Source organism: Cohnella herbarum (assembly GCF_012849095.1).
Classification (GTDB): Bacteria; Bacillota; Bacilli; order Paenibacillales; family Paenibacillaceae; genus Cohnella; species Cohnella herbarum.
The window spans coordinates 4,325,425-4,346,147 of sequence record NZ_CP051680.1 but is presented as its reverse complement, the minus strand read 5'-3'; the positions used below and the strand labels follow the sequence as shown (position 1 = coordinate 4,346,147).

Genomic DNA, 20,723 nt, shown 5'->3' with positions numbered 1-20,723 from the left:
TGCTTGTCGGTGCTGGAAGGAGCTGCTCGTATATTGTCGGTTGTGTTGGATTTCGATGGTTACTTTTTTGATTTGGATGGGACGATTTTGCTTGGAGACGCTTTGCTTCCCGGCGTCTCCGAGACGCTCGTTGCCTTGCGGGATCGGGGAAAGAAGATTTTGTTCTTGAGCAATACGACCACCCGGACTCGCGGAGAATGTCAATTAAGGTTACAGAGACTTGGGCTGGAATGTCATTTGGAAGAGGTGGTGACGGCGGCTTATGCCGCGGCTGTGTATTTGCGCGAAGAGAAGCCGGAAACTCGCGTATTCGTTGTTGGAGAACCGGCGATGATTCGCGAATTGGACGAACAAGGGATCAGGCACACGGAAGATCCGCTTGAAGCTACGCATGTGCTTGTCGGAATGGATATGCATTTCGATTACGGCAAGCTGCATCAGGCAATGAAAGCCGTACGCAATGGGGCGGTTATGATTGCAGCCAATCCGGATCCCTGCTGCCCGGTCGACGGCGACCTCATTCCCGACACATGGGCGATGGTGAAGGCAATTGAAGCCGCCAGCGGCACGCAGCCGATGGCGGTAATCGGGAAGCCGTCGAAGCACTTCGGAGTCCAAGCGCTGGAGTCCGGAGGGCTGCCCGGCGAGCGCTGCCTGATGATCGGCGACAGGCTGGAAACGGACATTTTGTTTGGTTCCGTTAACGGCCTGGGTACCGCGCTTGTGTTGACGGGAGTGACCTCCGAGGGCGATATCCGGCAATCCCAGGTTCAGCCGGATTATGTGTGGACCTCTATGGAAGAGCTGCTTTCCGTAATCGAAGGCGGTGAGAATCAATAGTTGGTAGATTTTACGTCCGTATGATACAACGATCGTTTCTAGTTTATGTTCATTCGCTAGAGTGAAAGAGTCAAGCGGATGGAGCACGGTTCAAACACCCATTATCATTTTGAAGGAGAGAATACTATGCGCCTGATCTCGAAAATGTCCAATAAAACGATTTTTGTTTCTTTATGTCTTATGTTATCTATAACGGCTTGCTCTAACAACAATACCGCCCCCGAGGAACAGTCATCGGCGGCAACGGTATCCCCTTCCTCCTCAGCGCCAGTCAATGAAGCGAATAATGAGGAAAAGGTCGAACTTACCTTCTATTATCCAATTGCCGTAGGAGGTCCGCTAACCGCCACGGTGGAAGGCATGGCTCAAGAATTTACGAAGCAAAATCCTAATATTACGATCAAGCCGGTATACACGGGCAGTTATGCGGATACCGCGGTCAAAACACAGGCGGGGGTGCAAAGCAAAAATCCACCCGACGTGGCCGTGCTGCAATCGACGGAGCTATTCAGCTTGCTTGATATGGATGCGATTATCCCACTGGATGATTACATTGCTACGGAAGGCGGAGATACGTATTTGTCGGACTTCTACCCGGCATTCCTATCCAATTCCCAAACCGGCGGCAAAACCTACAGTATCCCGTTCCAACGCAGCACCATCGTCCTTTATTACAACAAGGATCTGTTTCAAGCAGCCGGTCTAGATCCGGAGAAAGCGCCGCAAACATGGGACGAGATGAAGGATTATGCCAAGAAACTGACTAAGGATGGTACGTGGGGCTTGGAAATTCCCGTATCGGGCTACGCCTACTGGATGCTGCAAACGTTCGCTCTGCAAAATGGCAACAACTTGATGAGCGAGGACGGCAAGAAGGTTATGTTTAATACGCCGGAAAATATCGAAGGCTTGCAATACTGGAGCGATCTAGCGAAGAAGGATAAAGTCATCCCAGAAGGAGTAACCGAGTGGGGAACCGTACCTTCCGACTTCCTGGAAGGCAAGACGGCTATGATGTACCACACGACGGGTAACCTGTCTAACGTTAAGAATAACGCCAAGTTCAATTTCGGCGTAAGCTTCCTGCCTAAGAACAAAAGCTACGGAAGCCCGACCGGCGGAGGCAATATGTATATTTTCAAAGACATCGACAAGAAGAAGCAGGATGCGGCTTGGAAATTCATTCAGTTCATGACGGAGACGGAGCGCGCGGCGCAGTGGAGCATGGATACCGGCTACGTGGCCGTCAAGAAATCAGCTTACGAATCCGAGCGGATGAAGAAGTACACGGCTGATTTCCCTGCGGCTCTAGTTGCCCGCGATCAGCTTGAATACGCTGCGGCCGAACTGTCTACCCATAATAACGGCAAGGTGATTAAAGCTTTGAGCGATCCTATCCAAGCCGTTCTGACCGGCAGCATGACGCCGGAGGAAGCATTGAAGAAAGCTCAGGAAGAGGCGGATAAAGCGCTGGCTCCGTTTAACAAGTAACAGATTCGCAGAAGCGGGGGCATGACGCCGGGCGGCACCTTTACGGAGTTCCGTTGCGGTGCCATGCTCCCTTTCCTTTTTCAACACGTTTGATAGGAGGTACCCGATTGGACAACAGAAAGTTAAGGTTTCATTGGAAAGCGAACGCTTTTGCCTGGCTGCTGCTTCTGCCTTCTCTGCTTTTTTTATTCCTCTTTACTTTTTATCCGATTGCCCAAACCGTCAAGCTTAGCTTGTTCCAAGCGGATTTGGCCACAGCGGTGCCGGTCTTCCTAGGGTTCGATAATTACGCGAATTTAATAGGCGACGAGGTATTTTGGAAGGTTATGTCCAATAACCTGTGGTTCGCCATAGGAACGGTTCCGACATCCATCGTACTGGCAATACTGATGGCGATCTATTGCAATAAAGCGTTGCGGGGAACGAGCTTGGTCCGTATTTCCTTTTTCTACCCGACGATGATCCCGATGATTGCCGTCGCCAACGTATGGCTCTTCATCTATACGCCTCAATACGGACTGCTCAGCCGATTAATGAAGAGCATCGGTCAAGGCGATATCAATTGGCTCGGATCGCCGCAATACGTAATGTGGGCGATGGTTATTATGGTCGTTTGGAAAGAAGCCGGCTATTTTATGATCTTCTTCTTGGCGGGGCTGCAAAATATTCCTCCCGATTTATATGAATCGGCGCAGGTGGATGGCGTGGGACGTTGGACGGTATTCCGCAAAATCACCTTTCCGCTGCTAATGCCTACGACGCTGTTCGTTTCCATTGTAGCGTTGACGAACTCTTTTAAGCTGGTTGATCACATCATGATCATGACCAAGGGCGGACCGAATAACGCTAGCAATCTGCTGCTTTATTACATTTACGAATCGGCCTTCAGCTTCTGGGATCAGGGAATGGCCTCGACCTTAACGGTTGTTATGATCGGAGTTCTGCTGCTGTTCGCGGCGCTTAACTTTTTTGGGCTCGATAAAAAAATTCACTACCGCTAAGGAAGAGAAAGGCGATCTTATGCTGCTCAAAAAATTGAAAATAAGCCGATGGCTTCTATATGCTTGTGCCGCATTGTGGCTAGTTCCTCTTCTATGGATGACGGTTACCGCTTTCCGCCCGAGGGAAATTGCGTTGTCGCCGGCGTTCTCGCTTGAATTCACGCTTGATAACTTTGCCAGAGTTTGGTCGGCGGCGCCGTTCGCGCAGTATTACATCAATACTATTATCATCGTCGTGTGCGTATTCGCCGTCCAGATGCTGACGGCTACGATGGCGGCTTTCGCTTTTGCCCGATTAGAGTTTATGGCGAAAAACGTAGTTTTCATGCTGTTTCTTGTACAAATCATGATTCCTGCCGATGTGCTGATTTTCCCGAACTATAACGTGCTCAAGGAATTATTTCTATTAGATACGAAGCTGGGAATCATGCTTCCTTATTTCGCATCAGCCTTCGGGATTTTCCTTCTGCGGCAGATGTTTAAGACGATTCCGCCGGAGCTGGACGAGGCGGCCGAAATCGAGGGCTATTCGAAGTGGACGATATTGTGGAAGATTTATTTTCCGCTGTCCCGTCCGACTTATGTCGCATTCGGTCTCGTATCGGTTAGTTATCATTGGAACAATTTCTTGTGGCCGCTTATTGTGACCAATTCCGTAGAAAACCGCCCGCTTACGGTTGGACTAGCGATTTTTGCCCAGTCTTTCGAAATAGGAGCGCAGTGGACGGAGGTCAGCGCGGCGACGCTGCTCGTCATCGCTCCGCTGCTGATCGGGTTCCTGCTATTTCAACGACAGTTCATGAACAGCTTCATTCATTCGGGAATTAAGTGATTCGGGCTTATCATAGAGAAAAGTTAGGAGGATGACAATGTCTGCGAGCCGCGATTATTTCGTTTCTACCTACGCTTGGATCGAAAATCCCCTACGAGAAACCGTGGTCGAATTGGTTGACGAGGGCTGGAAGGCCGTTGAGATTATGTGCGAGGGCCGTCATGGAGAATTGCTGGATTGGTCCGAGGAGCAATTGGCCTGGCTTAAACGGATTGGACAAGATAACGGCATTAGCTGGTCTCTCCATGCCCCCATTACGGGCTGTAATCCGGCTTCCACTGACACGGAAACCATTCGTGCCTCTGCATCCTTACTGCAGCGGACCCTGCAAATTGCCGAACAACTCGGTTGCGCTCATGTAGTCGTCCATCCCGGCGAACGGGAGGGGAAGTTAGACGATCCGAACGAGAATGATACTCATAATGAAGCAGCGAACCGCGTCGTATCCTTCTTGCAGAGGGTTTTGGAAGCTACGGAGGGATATGAGGTCATTATCGCTTTAGAAAATGTGCCTCCGTATCCGGGGCTGTTGGGAGTAGATGCCTCATTCATCAAACAGGTCGTGCAAAAAGCGGATTCTCCGCGCGTCCGCATCGTTTTTGATGTCGGTCATGCGCATCTAACCGGCAAGGGTCAATGCCTAATGTCCCTTCAAAATCTGCTGCCCTATGTGATCAGTCTTCATCTCAGCGATAATAGGGGAGAGAAGGATGATCATCTACGGCTCGGAGCGGGGACGGTGCCCCTGGAAGGGGTGTTGACTCTGGTTCGCCAGTTCCAATACTCGGGCTCTTGGGTATTGGAGTTGCGGGCGGTTCCCGACGTATTCGCATCGTTCGAGTGGCTGGAGCTTCGCAGAGCGGGATTCGGGAATTGACATCCGGGGCGGAACAACGACTAGATAGTAAAAGCCCGACCGATAATCATATCGGGCGGGCTTTTACTCCTTATTGTTAGGCAGTCGGCCCCGCAGTGGTGATCATCCACATTACTCCGTATTTGTCTTCGATCTGTCCGAACAAAGCGCCCCAGAATGCCGGTTCCAACGGGCATTTTACTTTGCCGCCTATAGCCAGCTTATCGAAAGCTTCGCGCGCTTCGGATTCCGTTTCGAACTCGAGAGATAGATTAATGGCGTTCCCCCGAACGACCGGTTCGAATACGGAATCGGACATTAAGAAGTGAACTCCCCCGGCTATCAACGCCAAGTTAACGACTTTGTCCTTAAGCTCTTCCTTTGCGCCGGGAAGCTGCCCGTGGGTCATTATGGACAGGATCTCTCCTCCGAGTGCTTGAACGTAGAACTCTGCTTGAGCTCGTGCGTTCTCCGACATGATATAAGTGGTATGTTTGGCCATTTTATAACTTCCTCTCATCCATTGGTTTGGACTGTTTTCTCAGCCTCTATGAAGACAACGAACGAGAATGGACCAAATCGACAGATTTCAAAAAAATTATTTTGGCACGTGTTCCCGCATTTTGCAGCTTCGTGCATCCATCAAGCGGAAGAGCCTTGTCCTAGCAAATTCAGTTCCTTGGCCTGTTCGATTGCTTTGAAGCGCCGATTGACCTTTAGTTTTGCAAATATATTTTTAACATGAACCTTCACCGTGCCTATGGCAATAACTAGACGTTCGGCAATTTCTTTATTGGATAATCCTGCGGCTAATAACGCGAGTACCTCCAGCTCGCGATCTGTCAGCGGTTCCTCAATTTCGCTAAGAGATCCGTACGTTTCATTCTCCGAAACCGGCTCGGCATAAGAAGGTTCGGGCGAGCTTTGCAGTACGCACATCATGATTCCTTGCGATGCCATAGCGTGAAGAACGGCCATGCGATCCTGTGCGAAAACGCCGCTGGCTAGCTTGTTCTCCAGATAAAGAACACCCAGCATCATGCCGTGTACGGTTACGGGGACGCACACCGCCGATTGAGGCCGTTGCTTCGCGATGTAAGGGTTATGAATGAGCCAACTCTCTTCTCCTTCGGAATAATGGACGTCTTCATGCGTCCGAAACACATATCGAATGATCCCTTCCGGCAACAGAGAACTGTCATTCAACTCTACAGGGAATGGGGTAGCGGCTTGCGTCTTTGAATCCGTATAGACCTGAATATAAAGAGTATCGTTGCTGGTTCCCGTAAGTAAAGCGCCTTTGCTTGCGCCTGCATGCTTCATTATGGTGTTCATGATCTCCGTAAGCACGGTGTCCATGTCCATTTGATTAGTAATCGCTTGAGTCGTTTTAAGTATCGCGGCGAGATCCAAGCTATCTACGGAAGGGGGCTCGTTCTGATAGCCCGACGCTTCGAACGTTAGTTCAGCAGCATTTCGGCTTACGGGTGACGGTACGTTATCAGAGATTTGGACGGCTTCCTCTAGACGTTGCAACTGTAGCCATTTCCCCTCAAGTTGCGCGGTCTTTATATGAACTCCCCACTTTTTGTATCCCTTAATAGAAGATTGCAAGTAATGTAAAGCGGTTTTCGTTCTGCCGCGGCCCAAGTAATAGAGGGTGGCCAACTCTCCGGCAAGGCTTATGACATGAATATCGCCTTGCTCCCTTGCTTCGCGCATAGCTCGGTCATACATCTCTTCAGCCATAAGGAATTCGCCCGAGGCTCGCGCAATTTCGGCTTGAAGGAGGTACTGTTTGGACTGATAATTTGCGGGGCTCCATTCGGTCCATTTGCTGAAGCGTCGTAAACCTCGAAGCAAGCATTTTCTCACAGGCGAGCTTTTCCCGGTGCTTGTATGAACGGCCAATGCTGCGAGCAATTCGTAGAAGAGGCATTCCGGCAAATGAGGCAAATGAGTGGCATAGGCTTCATATGATTTCGCTTGTCCGGCCCATCGGGTAGCTTCCTCATAGTTGCCGAGCATATAGCAAAGCTGGGTTTTGTACGTGCAATATTGAAATAAAGTGGTGGCCGAGGTCTCTTCCTTGCGAATACGGGTTAAGAACTCCTCCTCGTCGAAGTCGGAACTGCTGAAACAATCCGGAGCGGCAGTTCTGCCTTGAAGAGCGAGAATCACCTGCTGATACAAGTAAAAGTTCTGTCTCACGAATTCATCTTTCGTAGTATCAAGGACGACCATGTAGTCCGCGACCGTCTTGGCTAACTCGCTTAACGGCGCTCTTGCGTACAAGGAATTGACATGCGCTCCAATGGCATAACTGGCGAACACGTAGTCTCCCGAATCCATACCGCAACGAAGCGCCTTTGCCAGATAAGCGTCTACATCGCGGGGATTGCCGGCAAATTGGCAGAGAACCGCGCCGAATATCGTATAGGATCTGCTTTTAATCGAGGGACTGTTATAACGCTCGGAAAGCTCTACGCCGATCTTGCCGATGGCATAACCTTTATCGAATTTTCCGAATGCAGTCCCCAGAAGCATGCCGAATGCGGAATAGACAGCCGCGGAAGCGGGGGTGTTTCCATGTTTAAGCGACAGTTGAATAGCTCTGCACATCAGTAGTAAGAAGACCTTCTTATTGGTGAAGAAGGTGGAGGGGGTAATCGCGAAAATCATATCCATCGCGGAAATCCGCTCTTTATCCGACATCTCCTCTAACTGGGTGAGCCTGTCGTATCGATTACGCAGTAACAACTCGATTCGCTTGACTTCGATCCATAGCGTTAAGTTTCCCGGGTTCGGCGAAATGATAATCTGATGTTCGCTCAAGCTTTCAAGGCCGAGATCCGTTCCTTCCAAATATTTACCTTGATTGATGTATTGCATAATTCTGATCATTCGCGCCCTGCTCCGTTCGACAGGATTGCGAGAGCGGCCTAGCAAGAAATCGACTTCGCGGTCGGATGCCGCAGGATTGCCGCACAAATATTCGCATTCCGCCTTCTGGGCATGAAGCTCGAAGCAAAGCTCGAAGTCGTTGGTCCAATCCTCCGCCGTTAGCAGTTCTACTCCGTTCTCGAAATACCCTAAAGCAACATCGTAAGCAGATGAGGCTTTAGCGCGGTTTCCCGCGTCCAGATTCAACTTGACGAGTTGTAACAACTCCAGTGAATCCGTTATGCTTTGCGATCCCTTATTAAAATGATTGACGATTTCATACGAGTTTTCTCCCATTCCGCCGTCCGACTGTTGCATGCATCTGCCTATTCGGATATGGATATCCTGTTTCGATGCATCGTCTATCTGACCGTATATCCATTTCTGTATACTATCGTGAGCAAAACGATAGATATCGCCCTCGAGCGGCAATATCATACCATCGGCTTCGATCGCGGACCATTCTTGGCTCCTATCCTCTATTCTTTGATTCACTACACGGGCTATGAGACGAGGGGGAAAAGTACTTCCGACGCAGGCAGCTACTTTGAGGAGCGACTGCGCATCATGCGACAGGCGATGAAGTCTGTGCTCCATTAAATCATGGATGGCATAGCTTGGTTCCTGCTCGATAATCCGTCCCAGTTGCCATTGCCAGCAACGCTTCTCGGGGTTGTACAGCAAAATGTTATCGTCCTGCAGGCGGAGCAGGATTTGTTTAAGATGAAAAGGATTGCCGCCGGATCTAGGATAGAGCAATTCCGTCAAGAATAACGTCGCTTCGGCATCGCTATTAAGCGACTCCCTTACCATGAGATTCATTTGCTCCAAGCTCAGCGGAGACAGATGAATATGACGGACGAGGGCCTGATCCGTGACGGTCCCGTCCGCGTAACCGGGGAGCTTGCTTTGGTCCGTTTCCGTATGGCGGTAAGCGCAGACGAACATTAAATATTGACATTCCGGATCGCATAGCAACGCATCGATTAACTGAAGGGACGAATCATTCGCCCATTGCAAGTCATCGATAAACAGGACTATGGGATTTTCCTTGGAGGCCAGCGCTTGTACGAATTTGCGAAACACGTAAATGAACCGTTTCTTCGATTCATTAGCCGGCAGCTCCTCCGCGGCCGGCGAGCTGCCCAATATAAGCCCGACTTCCGGAATAATCCCCGTAATGAGGTCGGAGTTCGAGCCCAACGCTTCTCGCAGTTTAAGTGTCCATTGCTCGGACTGATCCTTTCGCTCCCCTAGCAAATGACGCATTAATCCCCGAAAGGCTTGAATGATGGGATGATACGGGCTTTCATTCGAGATTTGCTCGAACTTACCGGTGATATAGAAAAAATTCCTAGAATGCTGTTGTTTTCGAAAGATCTCCTCTATCATGCTCGTTTTGCCGATACCGGCATCTCCCGAAACGTAAACCATCTCCGTTGATCCGAAGCATGCGGAATAAAAGGCCTGAGTCAGCATTGAAATTTCATGCTCTCTGCCGCGAAACCCTGGTTCCATGAAGAAATGATCATGGGAGCGTCCTATTTTATCCAGATCCGCAATTAGAAAGCCGGTATTCTGGTAGCGATTATCCGGATTTTTATCCAGTAGCTTCAGGATGATGGATTCTAGGCCGTCAGGCAAAGGAGGGCTTTCGTTCGTCAATGGAGGGGGGGATTGCGCGAGATGCATATATACCCATTCCAGAGGATTATCTGCCGCATAAGGCAGACGGCCGGCCAACATTTCGTAGAAAATAACGCCTAATGAATACAGATCGCTGCGCTCGTCTACGGTTCGAAGCATCCTGCCCGTATTCTCTGGAGAGCAATAGGGTAAGCCCGCTTCGAAGATGCCGTAGTTAGACGGACGTAGATAGCCATCGACGGTGCGATGCACCGCATAGCCGGAATCTCTCAAATAGGCGTCTGTTCCTTGTGCAACAACTCGTATCCGCTCCGGTCGCAGATCAAGGTGAATGATTTGTTGCCGATGGAGTTCTCCGACGCTGGCCGAGATGGCCCTGGCAAGTGCGAGGAACGCTTCTGGCTCAACCGCTTGTCCAACCATGTATTCTCTAAGCGTCATTTCGGCAACCTCGAAATGATGGGTCACTTTCATTTCCGAACACCTCTAACTTCAATTAATGCCATTTATTTTCTATTGTAATCGATAGAGGCATTTCTATTAATGGGGTTAATCGCCGAAAGCAACCATCAGTCCGGCACATGCGATAATCACTACAACAGGAACTGCATTCACTGGATAAGTCCACTTGTAAAATCTCTTCTTATAGAAAATCCAGGCCAAAACGATCGCGGCAACGACCATGAACGGATACACTTTCAAAGCGTAATAAAACGCCCATATCGTCCAGCGTTGCTCGGAGTCCGGCGCATCGAACAGCATGACGGAGAACATGGATAAAAAATAACCGATCGGAATCGATACGACATAGAGACAATGGCTTATCAAGTTGATAACCAATGCCGCAGAGCTACCTCTGGGACGAACTATCGCTGACAATTATAAATCCCCTCTCATGTATCGGCCTTCCACTTCAAATCTATCGATATCATATAGCCGGATAACGGAAAACTCCATACCTCCAAAGGGGTAGAGAAAGATATTCCTTTGTAGGTATGGAGCGGTGAGAGAAATTGTTTTATCTTTTTAACAAAACTCATTAATTGCGTTAAATTATTGAAAGGTTTAGGTGGATAAATATGTTTAATGCTTTCATAGCCTTTATCAGTATCATGATTCTCGGAGCCGTTATCTATGGAAAGCTATGGTGGGACGGCCCAGGCGTAGGGCTAAAATTTACAAAATGGTATTTTGGAATTTTTTTCGTAGCGGCGTTGATTGTCGGAGGGATTACTTTGGCGGGGTTCTTTGAATTTTAGGTCGTTCTTATTCGATTAGTAAGAGTGGGGGATATGATGAAAGCTTTGAAGCGATGGGTCGCAATTGTTCTTAGTATCATGATAGTTGTAGGCGGGTCGCCCGATCGATCCGTTTACGGGGCGGGTTCGGCGATTTTGGATCAATCGCAGGAGACGGGTTCCTGGAATACTGCTTTCAACTTAGATTATAAAAGATATCAGACGTTTACCCCAGCGATTTCAGGCAATCTCGATAAGATTGATCTCCGCATCGCCGGAATTTCTGGTTCGCCGGGAAATATCCTGTTTAGCGTTTATAACGAAAGCAATCTATCGACGCCGCTTGCTACGGCGCAGGCATCCGGGGAGGGTTGGGTGTCGCTCGATTTTTCCGGGTCATTGCCCTATTTGACAAAGAATACGAAGTATCGAATGGTTGCTTCCGCGGAAGTCGGAGGGCTCAATAACAGCTATTCTTGGTACCAAGCCAACGGCAATCCTTATCCAGGAGGAGACTCATCGTCTCCCGGTTCTGATTTTGTCTTCAGGACCTATATGATTCCGGACTATTCGTTATCTCCGGCAATGAGTCAGGTTTCAAGCACGCAATCCAGTCTAGTCGCGGATGGCGTCAGCCAGACGACGATCACCGTGAAGCTGAAAGACGCGCAAGGCACGGATTGGACGACCGGAGGCTCTTCGGTGGCTATCACAACGACGCTAGGTTCGGTTAGCTCCGTAACGGACAACAATAATGGCACCTATACGGCGACGTTGACGGCTCCGACGACCGCAGGTACGGCAACGATTAGCGCAACCGTCGGGGGCAGCGCGATAATGGATACGGCTAGCGTACAGTTCGTGCCGGCTGCTCCGTCAACGGCGAATAGCACGATCCAAGCGGGCGAGGTTACACTGACCGCTAACGGGACAAGCCAGACGACGATAACCGTACAATTGAAAGACGTGAACGGTAATGTAATTTCGACCGGAGGGGCGACGGTAGGCATCACGTCTACGCTCGGCACGGTCAGCGCCGTAACGGATAACAATAACGGCACGTATACGGCGACGTTGACGGCTCCGACGACGGTAGGAACAGGGAAGATTAGTGCTAGTGTCGGAGGTAGTGCGATAGCGGCGACGACCAGCGTCCAGTTCGTGCCGGGCGCGCCATCAACGACGAAAAGCACGATAGAAGCGGAGGACGCGACGCTGACCGCCGATGGGGTAAGCCAGACGACGGTTACGGTGAAGTTGAAAGACGAGCAGGGCAATGCGCTGACAACCGGAGGAGCGGCGGTAGGGATCACGTCGACGCTCGGCACGGTCAGCACCGTGACGGACAACAATAACGGCACGTATACGGCGACGTTGACGGCTCCGACGACCGCAGGTACGGCAACGATCAGCGCAACCGTCGGAGGCAGCGCGATAATGGGTACGGCTAGCGTGCAGTTCGTGCCGGGAGCGCCATCCACGGCGAACAGTACAATAGAAGCGATGGACGCGATGCTGACCGCCGACGGGACAAGCCAGACGACGGTTACGGTGAAGTTGAAGGACGCGCAGGGTAATGCGTTGACGACCGGAGGAGCGGCGGTCGTCATCACAAGGACGCCAGGTTCGGTTAGCCTCCCCGTAACGGATAACAACAACGGCACGTATACGGCGACACTGACGGCTCCTACAACAGTAGGTATTGCGACGATCAGCGCAAGTGTTGGCGGCAGCGCAATTACGTCGACAGCTAGCGTACAGTTCGTACCAGGTGCGCCGTCAACGGCGAACAGCACGATACAAGCGGGAGATGCTGATCTGACCGCCGATGGGACAAGCCAGACGACGATTACCGTAAAGCTAATAGACGCGCAAGGGAATGCGCTGACAACCGGAGGAGCGGTGGTCGCGATAACATCAACGCTAGGCACGGTTAGCCTCCCCGTAACGGACGACAACAACGGTACGTACACGGCGACGCTTACGGCCCCGACGACAGCGGGCACGACTACAATTAGCGCAACGGTTGGAGGCATAGCGATTGCGTCGACGGCTAGCGTGCAGTTCGTGCCGGGTGCGGCATCAACGGCTAATAGCACGATAGAAGCGGAGGACGCGACGCTGACCGCCGACGGGACAAGCCAGACGACGGTTACGGTGAAGTTGAAGGACGCGCAAGGGAATGCGCTGACAACCGGAGGAGCAGCGGTCATCATCACAACGACGCTAGGTTCGGTTTTCCTCCCAGTAACGGACAATAACAACGGCACGTATACGGCAACGCTTACGGCCCCGACGACAGCGGGCACGACTACAATTAGCGCAACGGTTGGAGGTACGGCGATTGCATCGACGGCTAGCGTACAGTTCGTGCCGGGTGCACCGTCGACGGCGAACAGTACGATAGAAGCGATGGACGCGACGCTGACCGCCGACGGGGTAAGCCAGACGACGGTTACGGTGAAGTTGAAAGACGCGCAAGGTAATGCGCTGACAACCGGAGGAGCGACGGTCGTCATCACAAAGACGCCAGGTTCGGCTAGCCTCCCAGTAACGGACAATAACAATGGTACATATACGGCGATGCTGACAGCTCCGACAACGGTAGGCATTGCTACCATAAGCGCAAGCGTCGATGACAATCCCATAACGGCGACAGCTAGCGTAGAGTTTCTCCATGGAGACGTAAGCGCGGTTCGCTCCACGGTTATCGCGAGCGATAAATTCGTTCGGGCGGATGGCGTCAGCCAAGCTTCAATCTTCGTAAAGCTCAAGGATGATCACGACAATCCGATCGCGGGCAAGCGAGTGTTGCTTCAAGCCGATGTCGGAAGATCGGTCATTCAGGCCGTGTACGATGTGACCGATGTTGACGGGTTAGCTGTATTCAAGGTGAGCAATACGGCGGCAGAGAGCGTGACTTATACCGCTAAGGAAGAGGCAAGCGGTCTAACCTTAACCGAAAGCGTGACGATTAATTTTACTTACAACCAGCCTCTGAAAATCGAGCTGCAAGCGAATCCTGTCGCTCCGACCTTCGGCAACGTGACGATTACCGTCACGGCGTCGGTATACGGCGACTTCAATAGCGTTTCATTGATCAAGTGGGCGCCGGGAAGCCGTTCCGTCTCGGATTTCGACACGATGGGCGTGGAGATCACGGATCATTTTACCGTACATGAGAATGGGATTTATTCCGTCTATGCGGCAGATACGGCGGGCAACGCTAACGTTAGCTTGATTGAAGTTTTGAACATTGTTCCGATGAGCGGCAATGCGAACTTGGCCGACTGGCAGTTTACGGGGACGGGCGGGACGGTAAATTTCGTCTTTGATCCGGGAACAACGAGTTATAACATACAGGTCAGTCATTCGGTATCTGGATTGAAAATGCTGCTGACAACCTCGGATGTCTATTCTACCGTCTATGTGAACGGAGTGCAGGTCGCCTCCAATTCGGTTTCCGGCGAGTATTCGCTGGCAACGGGAAATAACGCGTTCGAGGTTAGCGTCCAAGCACAAGACGGTTCGGTTAAGAAATACGGGCTCAACGTAGTTCGTTCGGCTGAGAGCTCCAATCCGAGGCCTACGACCTCTACGGGCGGGACAACCCCTTCAAGCCCATCGCCAGCTCGTACGATCGCGATTCGGATCAATAATAGCGAGGTGCCCGAAATCGCCACTCTTCAAATAGACGCGAACGGAACGAAGTCCATCGATGTTCTATTGGATAAAGATATTATTAAGAAGGCACTTGATGTATCTTCCGCTACGACTAGAGCGAATCTATCGATTTCGATCGAGGACGAGGCTAGCAAAATCTCTTTGCGGCTAACGGGCGATGCTATCTCGCTTCTCGCGGATAAGACGGCTACGATTATATTGAAAACTCGTCAAGGCCAGTATCACTTACCGCTAGCGGAGGTCGTTAGTCGGGAATCTAATTGGACGAAAGCCGCGGAAGTTCAAATTACGATCGCGCGCGGCAATGTCGCGGGGATTGCCGGACTGCAGGAAGCAGCTAATAGAGGCGGTTTCCGGTTAGTCGGGGATCCGATTCATTTTGACGTAACCGTGATCGGCCAAGGCGTGAAAAGAGAGATTGCTAGCTTTGACCGTTATGTGGAGAGGGTCATTTTCTTGCAGGCTGGCGTTGCTGGAAAAGCTTCGACGGTCATGGCTTGGGATCAACAGCACGGGCTGCGTCCTGTACCGACGGAATTTACCGAAATAGACGGGCAACAAGTTGCCGCTGTTCGCAGTATGACGAATAGCGCTTACGTATTGGTATCCAAGACGTCCAATCTAACCGATATTGAAGGACATTGGGCGGCAACCGAAATTGGCGACATGAATCGTAGAATGATCGTAAACGGCGGAGTCGGCGAACGATTCAATCCCGATTCTATGATCTCTCGGGCTGAATTCGCGGCATTGCTTGCTAGAGCATTGGGCTTGCCGATGGGCGGAGATCAAGTCGGCTTCCGGGACATCAGCAAGACGAGTTGGTACGAAGGCGCCGTAGCGGCGGTCAGAGCCTACGGAATAATGGATGGTTTCAAAGACGGAACTTTCGGTCCGAATCGCGAGGTGTCGCGTCAAGAAGCGATCGTCATGATCGTTCGGGCGCTTAAGCTAGCGGATACCGTTTCCGTGACTAGCAATACCGGAGTGCAAGATGACTTATCCGTCTACGCCGATAGCAATCAAATCGGGAGCTGGGCGAGCGACGATATACGGACAGCCATTCATGAAGGTTTAGTGAAGGGGTATGGAGACGAGTTACGACCGCGGCAGCTCTTAACTCGAGCCGAGACGACCGTGCTTTTATACCGGATGCTAATCAAAGCAGGATTAATCAATGGATAAGAGGAAACAGGGAGGCGAGACGGGGCTACTCAATACGTTAGGTGAAAATCATATCGAATTCTTTGGCGGACGTATTAAAGTGTTCTGACGTCTCGGCAAGCATAATCAAGCAAAGGCTTCTCGAATGCGGTAACGGCCGCAGGAGAAGTCTTTTTCTATTATTAGCGATGGATTCGATATCGGGAAGCCAATTATCGAAGAAATCGACGTAATTTGAAGTGTACACGGCCGAATGCGACGCGTAGATTTAAGTTGCCGAGACGATGCTCGGCATTCACGTTACTGATCAGCACGTCGTGCTCAAAGGAAAACGATTAAAGGGGAGCGCAAGATGAAGAAGTTGAAAGTCGGCGTTATCGGCGTTGGTGAAGTAGCCCAGATCATACATTTGCCCATTCTGGAATCGCTGCCGGAGCTTTACGAGATGGTTGCGTTTTGCGATATTTCACCGAAGCTGCTCGCGAAGATGGGACAGAAGTATCGGGTCGGGAACCTGTATCCGAATGCCGCGGAGATGTTCGAACAGACCGAACTGGATGCCGTATTCGTACTGAATAATATGGAATACCATACCGATTGTACCGTGGCGGCATTGCAAAGAAACATTCACGTATTCGTCGAGAAGCCGATGTGCGTGACCGAGGAGGAAGTTCAAGCGATTATCCAAGCGCGGGATGCCTCGAACGCCCATGTGATGGTCGGCTACATGAGACGGTTCGCGCCGGCTTATCTTCGGGCATTGGAAGAAGTCCGGACGCTGGGGCCAATCAATTATGCGAGGATACGGGATATTATAGGTCCGAACGCTTTCTTCACAAGCCAATCGGGTACTCGAGTATACCGCTTCGACGATATCCCGGCCGAAGCCGTCCAGGATCGCAAGACGAGGAATGCCCGTCTCATGAGGGAAGCCATCGGCGACCAGTCCCCCGAGACTTATGCCGCATACGGCCTGTTGCTAGGTTTGAATAGTCATGATATCTCCGCGATGCGGGAGATGCTCGGAGTTCCCAGAAGCGTGAAGGCGGTCGTATCCTCGCACGGAGGCAGATTCAAAACCGCGATTCTGGAGTTCGATGGTTATCATGCGGTCTTTGAGACCGGCGTAGATCAGCAAGGACGTTTCGATGCTCACATTGAGGTGTACGGGGAGAAAAAATCGGTTCTCGTTCAATATGATACGCCTTACCTGCGGCAATTGCCGACAACGCTGCGGATCAGGGAGACGTTCGGGGATGGCCTGGAGGAGACGGTCGTCCGCCCTACGTACAAGGACGCTTATACGTGCGAGCTCGAGTATTTTCACCAAGTGGCCGCGGCGGGAATGCCTCCCAAGACGACGCCGGAAGATTACTTGCAGGATCTAGCCATATTCAAAATGATGATGGATGCCATCAAGTAGGAGATGACGGGATGAGCGGGGCAGGTCGCAAGGACGAGAACCAAGCAGACAAGAATTTGAGGATAGGCGGTATATCGGGTTTGGACTTGAAATGGTTGTCGGCGCTGGAAGCGCCGTTCCGCGTGACGGGCTTGCCTTGGCTGGACCGGGATGGCATCTACCGTAGGTTGCCCGTGAATCCTAGCCATGCTATTCGGCCTGAAGTGGATAGGTTGGCGAATTATACGACCGGCGTTCAAGTCCGTTTTCGGACGGATTCCCCGAATCTATACGTGCGGGTGAAGTTAGTGGACTCCTATAGCATGTATCAGATGGCCGCTACGGGTCAATGCGGCGTGGATTGTTATATTGGGACGATCGGAGACCAGCGGTATATCAATACTTCGCGGTTCGACTTTACCCAAGCGGAGTATGAATCCGTACTGTTCGATTCGCTTGCGAGGGAGATGCGAGATATTACACTGAATCTCCCCTTATATCAAGGAGTACAAGAACTGAGCATCGGCGTCGATTCCTCTTCGGAGATCGCAGCCTTCCCGGGTTTTCCCATCGATAAGAAGGTACTCCTCTATGGAACATCGATTACGCACGGTGCATGCGCGACCCGACCAGGCATGGCTTATCCTAATATTCTAAGCCGGATGTTTCCGCTGGAATTCGTGAATCTAGGATTCTCCGGCAACGCGCAAGGGGAGCCGGAGCTCGCCCATTTGATCGGCCTGATCGAGTCGCCCGGATTGCTGATTCTGGATTACGAAGCCAACACGCCGAGTACAGAGCGACTCGCCGAGTCATTGCCCGAATTTATCCGGATCTATCGCGACCGCCATCCCGACGTTCCGATTCTCGTACTGTCGCAAATTTGTCTGGCGAGAGAAGCGTTCGACGGAGAACTGACTTCCCGTAGGGAAGAGCGCAAGCGGATTCAGCGCGAAGAGGTCGAGCGGCGGCGGTCGGCGGGAGATCGCAACGTTCATTTCTTCGACGGCGCGTTGCTGCTTGGCGAGGATCCCCAGGATTGCACGACGGACGGCATACATCCGTCCGACTTGGGATACGACCGCATGGCGACGACTCTTCGACCCGTCATTGCCGAGCTGCTGAATGCCGTCATCGAACAACAAACGGGAAGGGACGACGGGAAATGGAACGAGCAAATCCGATCAAAAGGCTAAACCGAGTAACGCTGGAGATGAGTTTGAAGCCTTTTACGAGCATGGAGCCCTCCGCTATCGAAGCGGTATGCGAAGAGGCGATACGGCAATGGATGCCTCTGATCGGAATGGCGGACGGTTGCTCGATGCTTCTGTGGGTGGCGGACGGCAGCGAAATTCTCGTCTGGGACGGAAACTGGAACCACGAGATCGAATGGGGACGTTATATCGGCTTTGCGAACGAGGATAAATTCGGACATACGGACAAGAACGATCCCCGCGTGGCCAAGCTTTACCGGCCCGATGCGTGTTCGATCACCTATGCCGATCTTCGGTTCATCGTAGCCGCGTTTAAGCGGATCGCCGCCGAGAAATTCGGGCTCCGGATGGAAGTCGGCGCCACGTTCGACGCCGGCCCCGAATTCGCGTATTCCGATTTCAAATACAAGCTTCATCCGGAGATCAATCATGCCGAGCTTGGCGGCAAGGAGGTCGCGCTAAAGGCGGACTACACCGTGATTTGCACTTGGTCGAAGCTGCGGGAGGATCGGATCGCGTATGCGGCTTATCCGGAAGGCATTCCCGAGGGCACGCCTTTCGGGGAGTTTCTGGGACGACAATGCGCCAGTTTCCTGCCGGAGCTCGGTTTCGATTATATTTGGTTCTCTAACGGTTTCGGCTTCTCTTATTTTCCTTGGACGTACTTGGGAGCGAATTACGACGGCGCTTCGATGCCGCTGGCGAATCACGAAGAACTGACCGGCCGGACGTTGTCGTTCTGGGAGCACTTCAAACGGGAATGCCCCGGATATCGTACCGAGGTACGCGGCACCAACTTCGGAACGGGAATGGATCTCGCCAAAGATTTCGTTCCGCTTGCGGAGCTGTACAAGAGAAAATACATCGAGTACCCGCCGCCGAATTCGCCGTGGGGGGCCCTCAACTTCGACTTCGGGCTGGAGATGGCCTCGCACATGTCCAGGATCGCGGTGCTGCCCGGAGACACGTATCCGTACCGCTTCTATCCGAACGACCCATGGTTCTGGCAGAATCCTTGGCGGGATCTCTACGATCGAGAGCCGCACGACATTTATTGTCCGCTGACCGTCGCCCGGATGAACGGCGATGCTGAGCTTGAGAATCCCGGTATCATCGAACTGCTGACGATCGACACGGAGAAGGGCGAGCTGAATGCGGATTGTCCGGCGGAAATTATCCCCCATCTAAGCCGAGCCATTCAAGACTTCCCCGATCAAGCGGGCATTCTGACCTGGTTGTATCCGTTCAAGGAATATCATGAGGCTGTCGCGGCGTCGGAGAACGAAGCGAAGACGATTTTCTTCGAAGAGTGGTTCGTGCGCAATGCGATCAATCAAGGCTTGCCTCTCAATACCGTACTGAGCACGGACGAGTTCGCGGTATTGACGGGCGAAGGGCGGAGCAAGCTGCGGGAGACGATCGTATTCGCTCCGGCTTCCGGTCTTATCGGAGAGAATGCCCGTCTTCTGTCCTCCTTCGTTCAGGAAGGCGGCAAGGCGATTATCTACGGGGCGGTTGTCGATCCGCAGTGGCAAGATTTGCTCAACATCCGGCAGGTTCGTGGTCTTGAAGGGGAACTGGAGCTTGCTTCCACGCTACGGCCGGACATGATACTCGGCGATGTCGCGGCCTCCAGGATATTCAAGCACGATCCGTTGATCGGCGGGGGCACGTTAAACGAAATTCTAGACGATGCGGACGATCGGCACACGAAGGTATGCGCGACAGCCACCCAGGATGATCAAGTTCGAATCCTCGCATTGACAAGGGAGTTGCCGGAGTGGAACGGCGGCAAAGTCGGCTGGGTGCGGGGGGCATTGCCATTCGAAGGCGGGGAAGTGACGCAGCTGCCCGTACGGCAACCGGATGGCTACTCGGATATCTCGATTCTAGTTCGGCTATTGCTCGCCGAATTCGGATATGAGCTGAATCAGATCAAGCATGAAGAAACGAATAAGCCGGCTCTTCTCTTCGTCTCTCGCCACGACAACGGATTTTATTTCACGGGTTGCCGGCAAGACACCTCGGTTGCCCTGAGCATGCGTTTCCCCGACGGGGTTCCGATAATCACCGGTCAGACGATCAGAGCCGGACAAGGCGCAGCCGCCTATTCCTTGGACCGGACGTACCATGAAGAGTGCCGCATCTTCGTCGATCAACGGGAGACGACGACCGTCTTCTGCAGAGAATACATGCCGGTTCCTACGCCTAGGAAAAGCTCGATACGCTTTATCCACGTCACCGGCCTGCGAGAGGCTACAGTTACGATCTATCCGCCGTTAGCAAGCCTGATCGCGGGAAATGTCGAGGTGAGAGCGGATCATGCCTACCTGGATCTGAAGGATTGCGTATTCGGGGACAAGTTGGTTATTACGAATATTAGCGGCGAAATGGAAGTGACTTGGTAAACC

Annotated in this window: 13 protein-coding genes; 10 read left to right on the top strand and 3 right to left on the bottom strand. The window is 51.9% G+C overall.

Annotated features, from left to right (window positions below):
* Window positions 1-42: 42 nt before the first annotated feature.
* The 5 genes from HH215_RS18495 to HH215_RS18475 all read left to right on the top strand — a co-directional run bounded on the left by HH215_RS18495 (window position 43) and on the right by HH215_RS18475 (window position 5,041).
* Window positions 43-840: an HAD-IIA family hydrolase gene (locus HH215_RS18495; protein ID WP_169284466.1), complete on the top strand. Its 798-nt coding sequence runs from the start codon at window positions 43-45 to the stop codon at window positions 838-840.
* A gap of 126 nt (window positions 841-966) precedes the next feature.
* Window positions 967-2,331 carry an ABC transporter substrate-binding protein gene (locus tag HH215_RS18490; protein WP_169281249.1) on the top strand — a complete coding sequence of 455 codons (1,365 nt, stop codon included), beginning with the start codon at window positions 967-969 and terminating at the stop codon, window positions 2,329-2,331.
* A 107-nt stretch (window positions 2,332-2,438) separates the two neighbouring features.
* A complete protein-coding gene (locus tag HH215_RS18485; protein ID WP_169281248.1) occupies window positions 2,439-3,332 on the top strand; it encodes a carbohydrate ABC transporter permease in 894 nt (297 codons plus the stop codon).
* Between the two features lie 19 nt (window positions 3,333-3,351).
* Entirely contained in the window at window positions 3,352-4,164 is an 813-nt protein-coding gene (locus HH215_RS18480; protein ID WP_174887630.1) for a carbohydrate ABC transporter permease, read from the top strand.
* Window positions 4,165-4,201: 37 nt separating this feature from the next.
* Window positions 4,202-5,041, top strand: a complete 840-nt coding sequence (locus HH215_RS18475) for a sugar phosphate isomerase/epimerase family protein (protein ID WP_169281247.1) — start codon at window positions 4,202-4,204, stop codon at window positions 5,039-5,041.
* 76 nt (window positions 5,042-5,117) lie between these two features.
* Here HH215_RS18475 and HH215_RS18470 read toward each other — a convergent pair whose 3' ends face one another.
* The 3 genes from HH215_RS18470 to HH215_RS18460 all read right to left on the bottom strand — a co-directional run bounded on the left by HH215_RS18470 (window position 5,118) and on the right by HH215_RS18460 (window position 10,489).
* Entirely contained in the window at window positions 5,118-5,522 is a 405-nt protein-coding gene (locus HH215_RS18470) for a VOC family protein (protein WP_169281246.1), read from the bottom strand.
* A 140-nt stretch (window positions 5,523-5,662) separates the two neighbouring features.
* The gene (locus HH215_RS18465; protein WP_310735486.1) at window positions 5,663-10,084 is read right to left on the bottom strand and encodes a helix-turn-helix transcriptional regulator; all 4,422 of its coding nucleotides are present in this window, start codon (window positions 10,082-10,084) and stop codon (window positions 5,663-5,665) included.
* A 75-nt stretch (window positions 10,085-10,159) separates the two neighbouring features.
* Window positions 10,160-10,489 (bottom strand): hypothetical protein, encoded by a 330-nt coding sequence (locus HH215_RS18460; protein ID WP_169281245.1) that lies wholly within the window; start codon window positions 10,487-10,489, stop codon window positions 10,160-10,162.
* Window positions 10,490-10,689: 200 nt separating this feature from the next.
* Between HH215_RS18460 and HH215_RS18455 the strand changes: the two genes are divergently transcribed.
* The 5 genes from HH215_RS18455 (at window position 10,690) to HH215_RS18435 (ending at window position 20,720) form a co-directional block, all read left to right on the top strand.
* Window positions 10,690-10,869, top strand: a complete 180-nt coding sequence (locus HH215_RS18455) for a hypothetical protein (protein ID WP_169281244.1) — start codon at window positions 10,690-10,692, stop codon at window positions 10,867-10,869.
* A 33-nt stretch (window positions 10,870-10,902) separates the two neighbouring features.
* Complete coding sequence (locus HH215_RS18450; RefSeq protein WP_169281243.1) at window positions 10,903-15,717, top strand: invasin domain 3-containing protein; 4,815 nt, start codon at window positions 10,903-10,905, stop codon at window positions 15,715-15,717.
* Window positions 15,718-16,048: 331 nt separating this feature from the next.
* Entirely contained in the window at window positions 16,049-17,119 is a 1,071-nt protein-coding gene (locus tag HH215_RS18445; RefSeq protein ID WP_169281242.1) for a Gfo/Idh/MocA family protein, read from the top strand.
* An 11-nt stretch (window positions 17,120-17,130) separates the two neighbouring features.
* Window positions 17,131-18,294 (top strand): SGNH/GDSL hydrolase family protein, encoded by a 1,164-nt coding sequence (locus HH215_RS18440; protein WP_169281241.1) that lies wholly within the window; start codon window positions 17,131-17,133, stop codon window positions 18,292-18,294.
* Window positions 18,264-20,720 (top strand): hypothetical protein, encoded by a 2,457-nt coding sequence (locus HH215_RS18435; RefSeq protein ID WP_169281240.1) that lies wholly within the window; start codon window positions 18,264-18,266, stop codon window positions 20,718-20,720. The genes HH215_RS18440 and HH215_RS18435 overlap by 31 nt, the downstream gene beginning before the upstream one ends.
* Window positions 20,721-20,723: the final 3 nt, after the last annotated feature.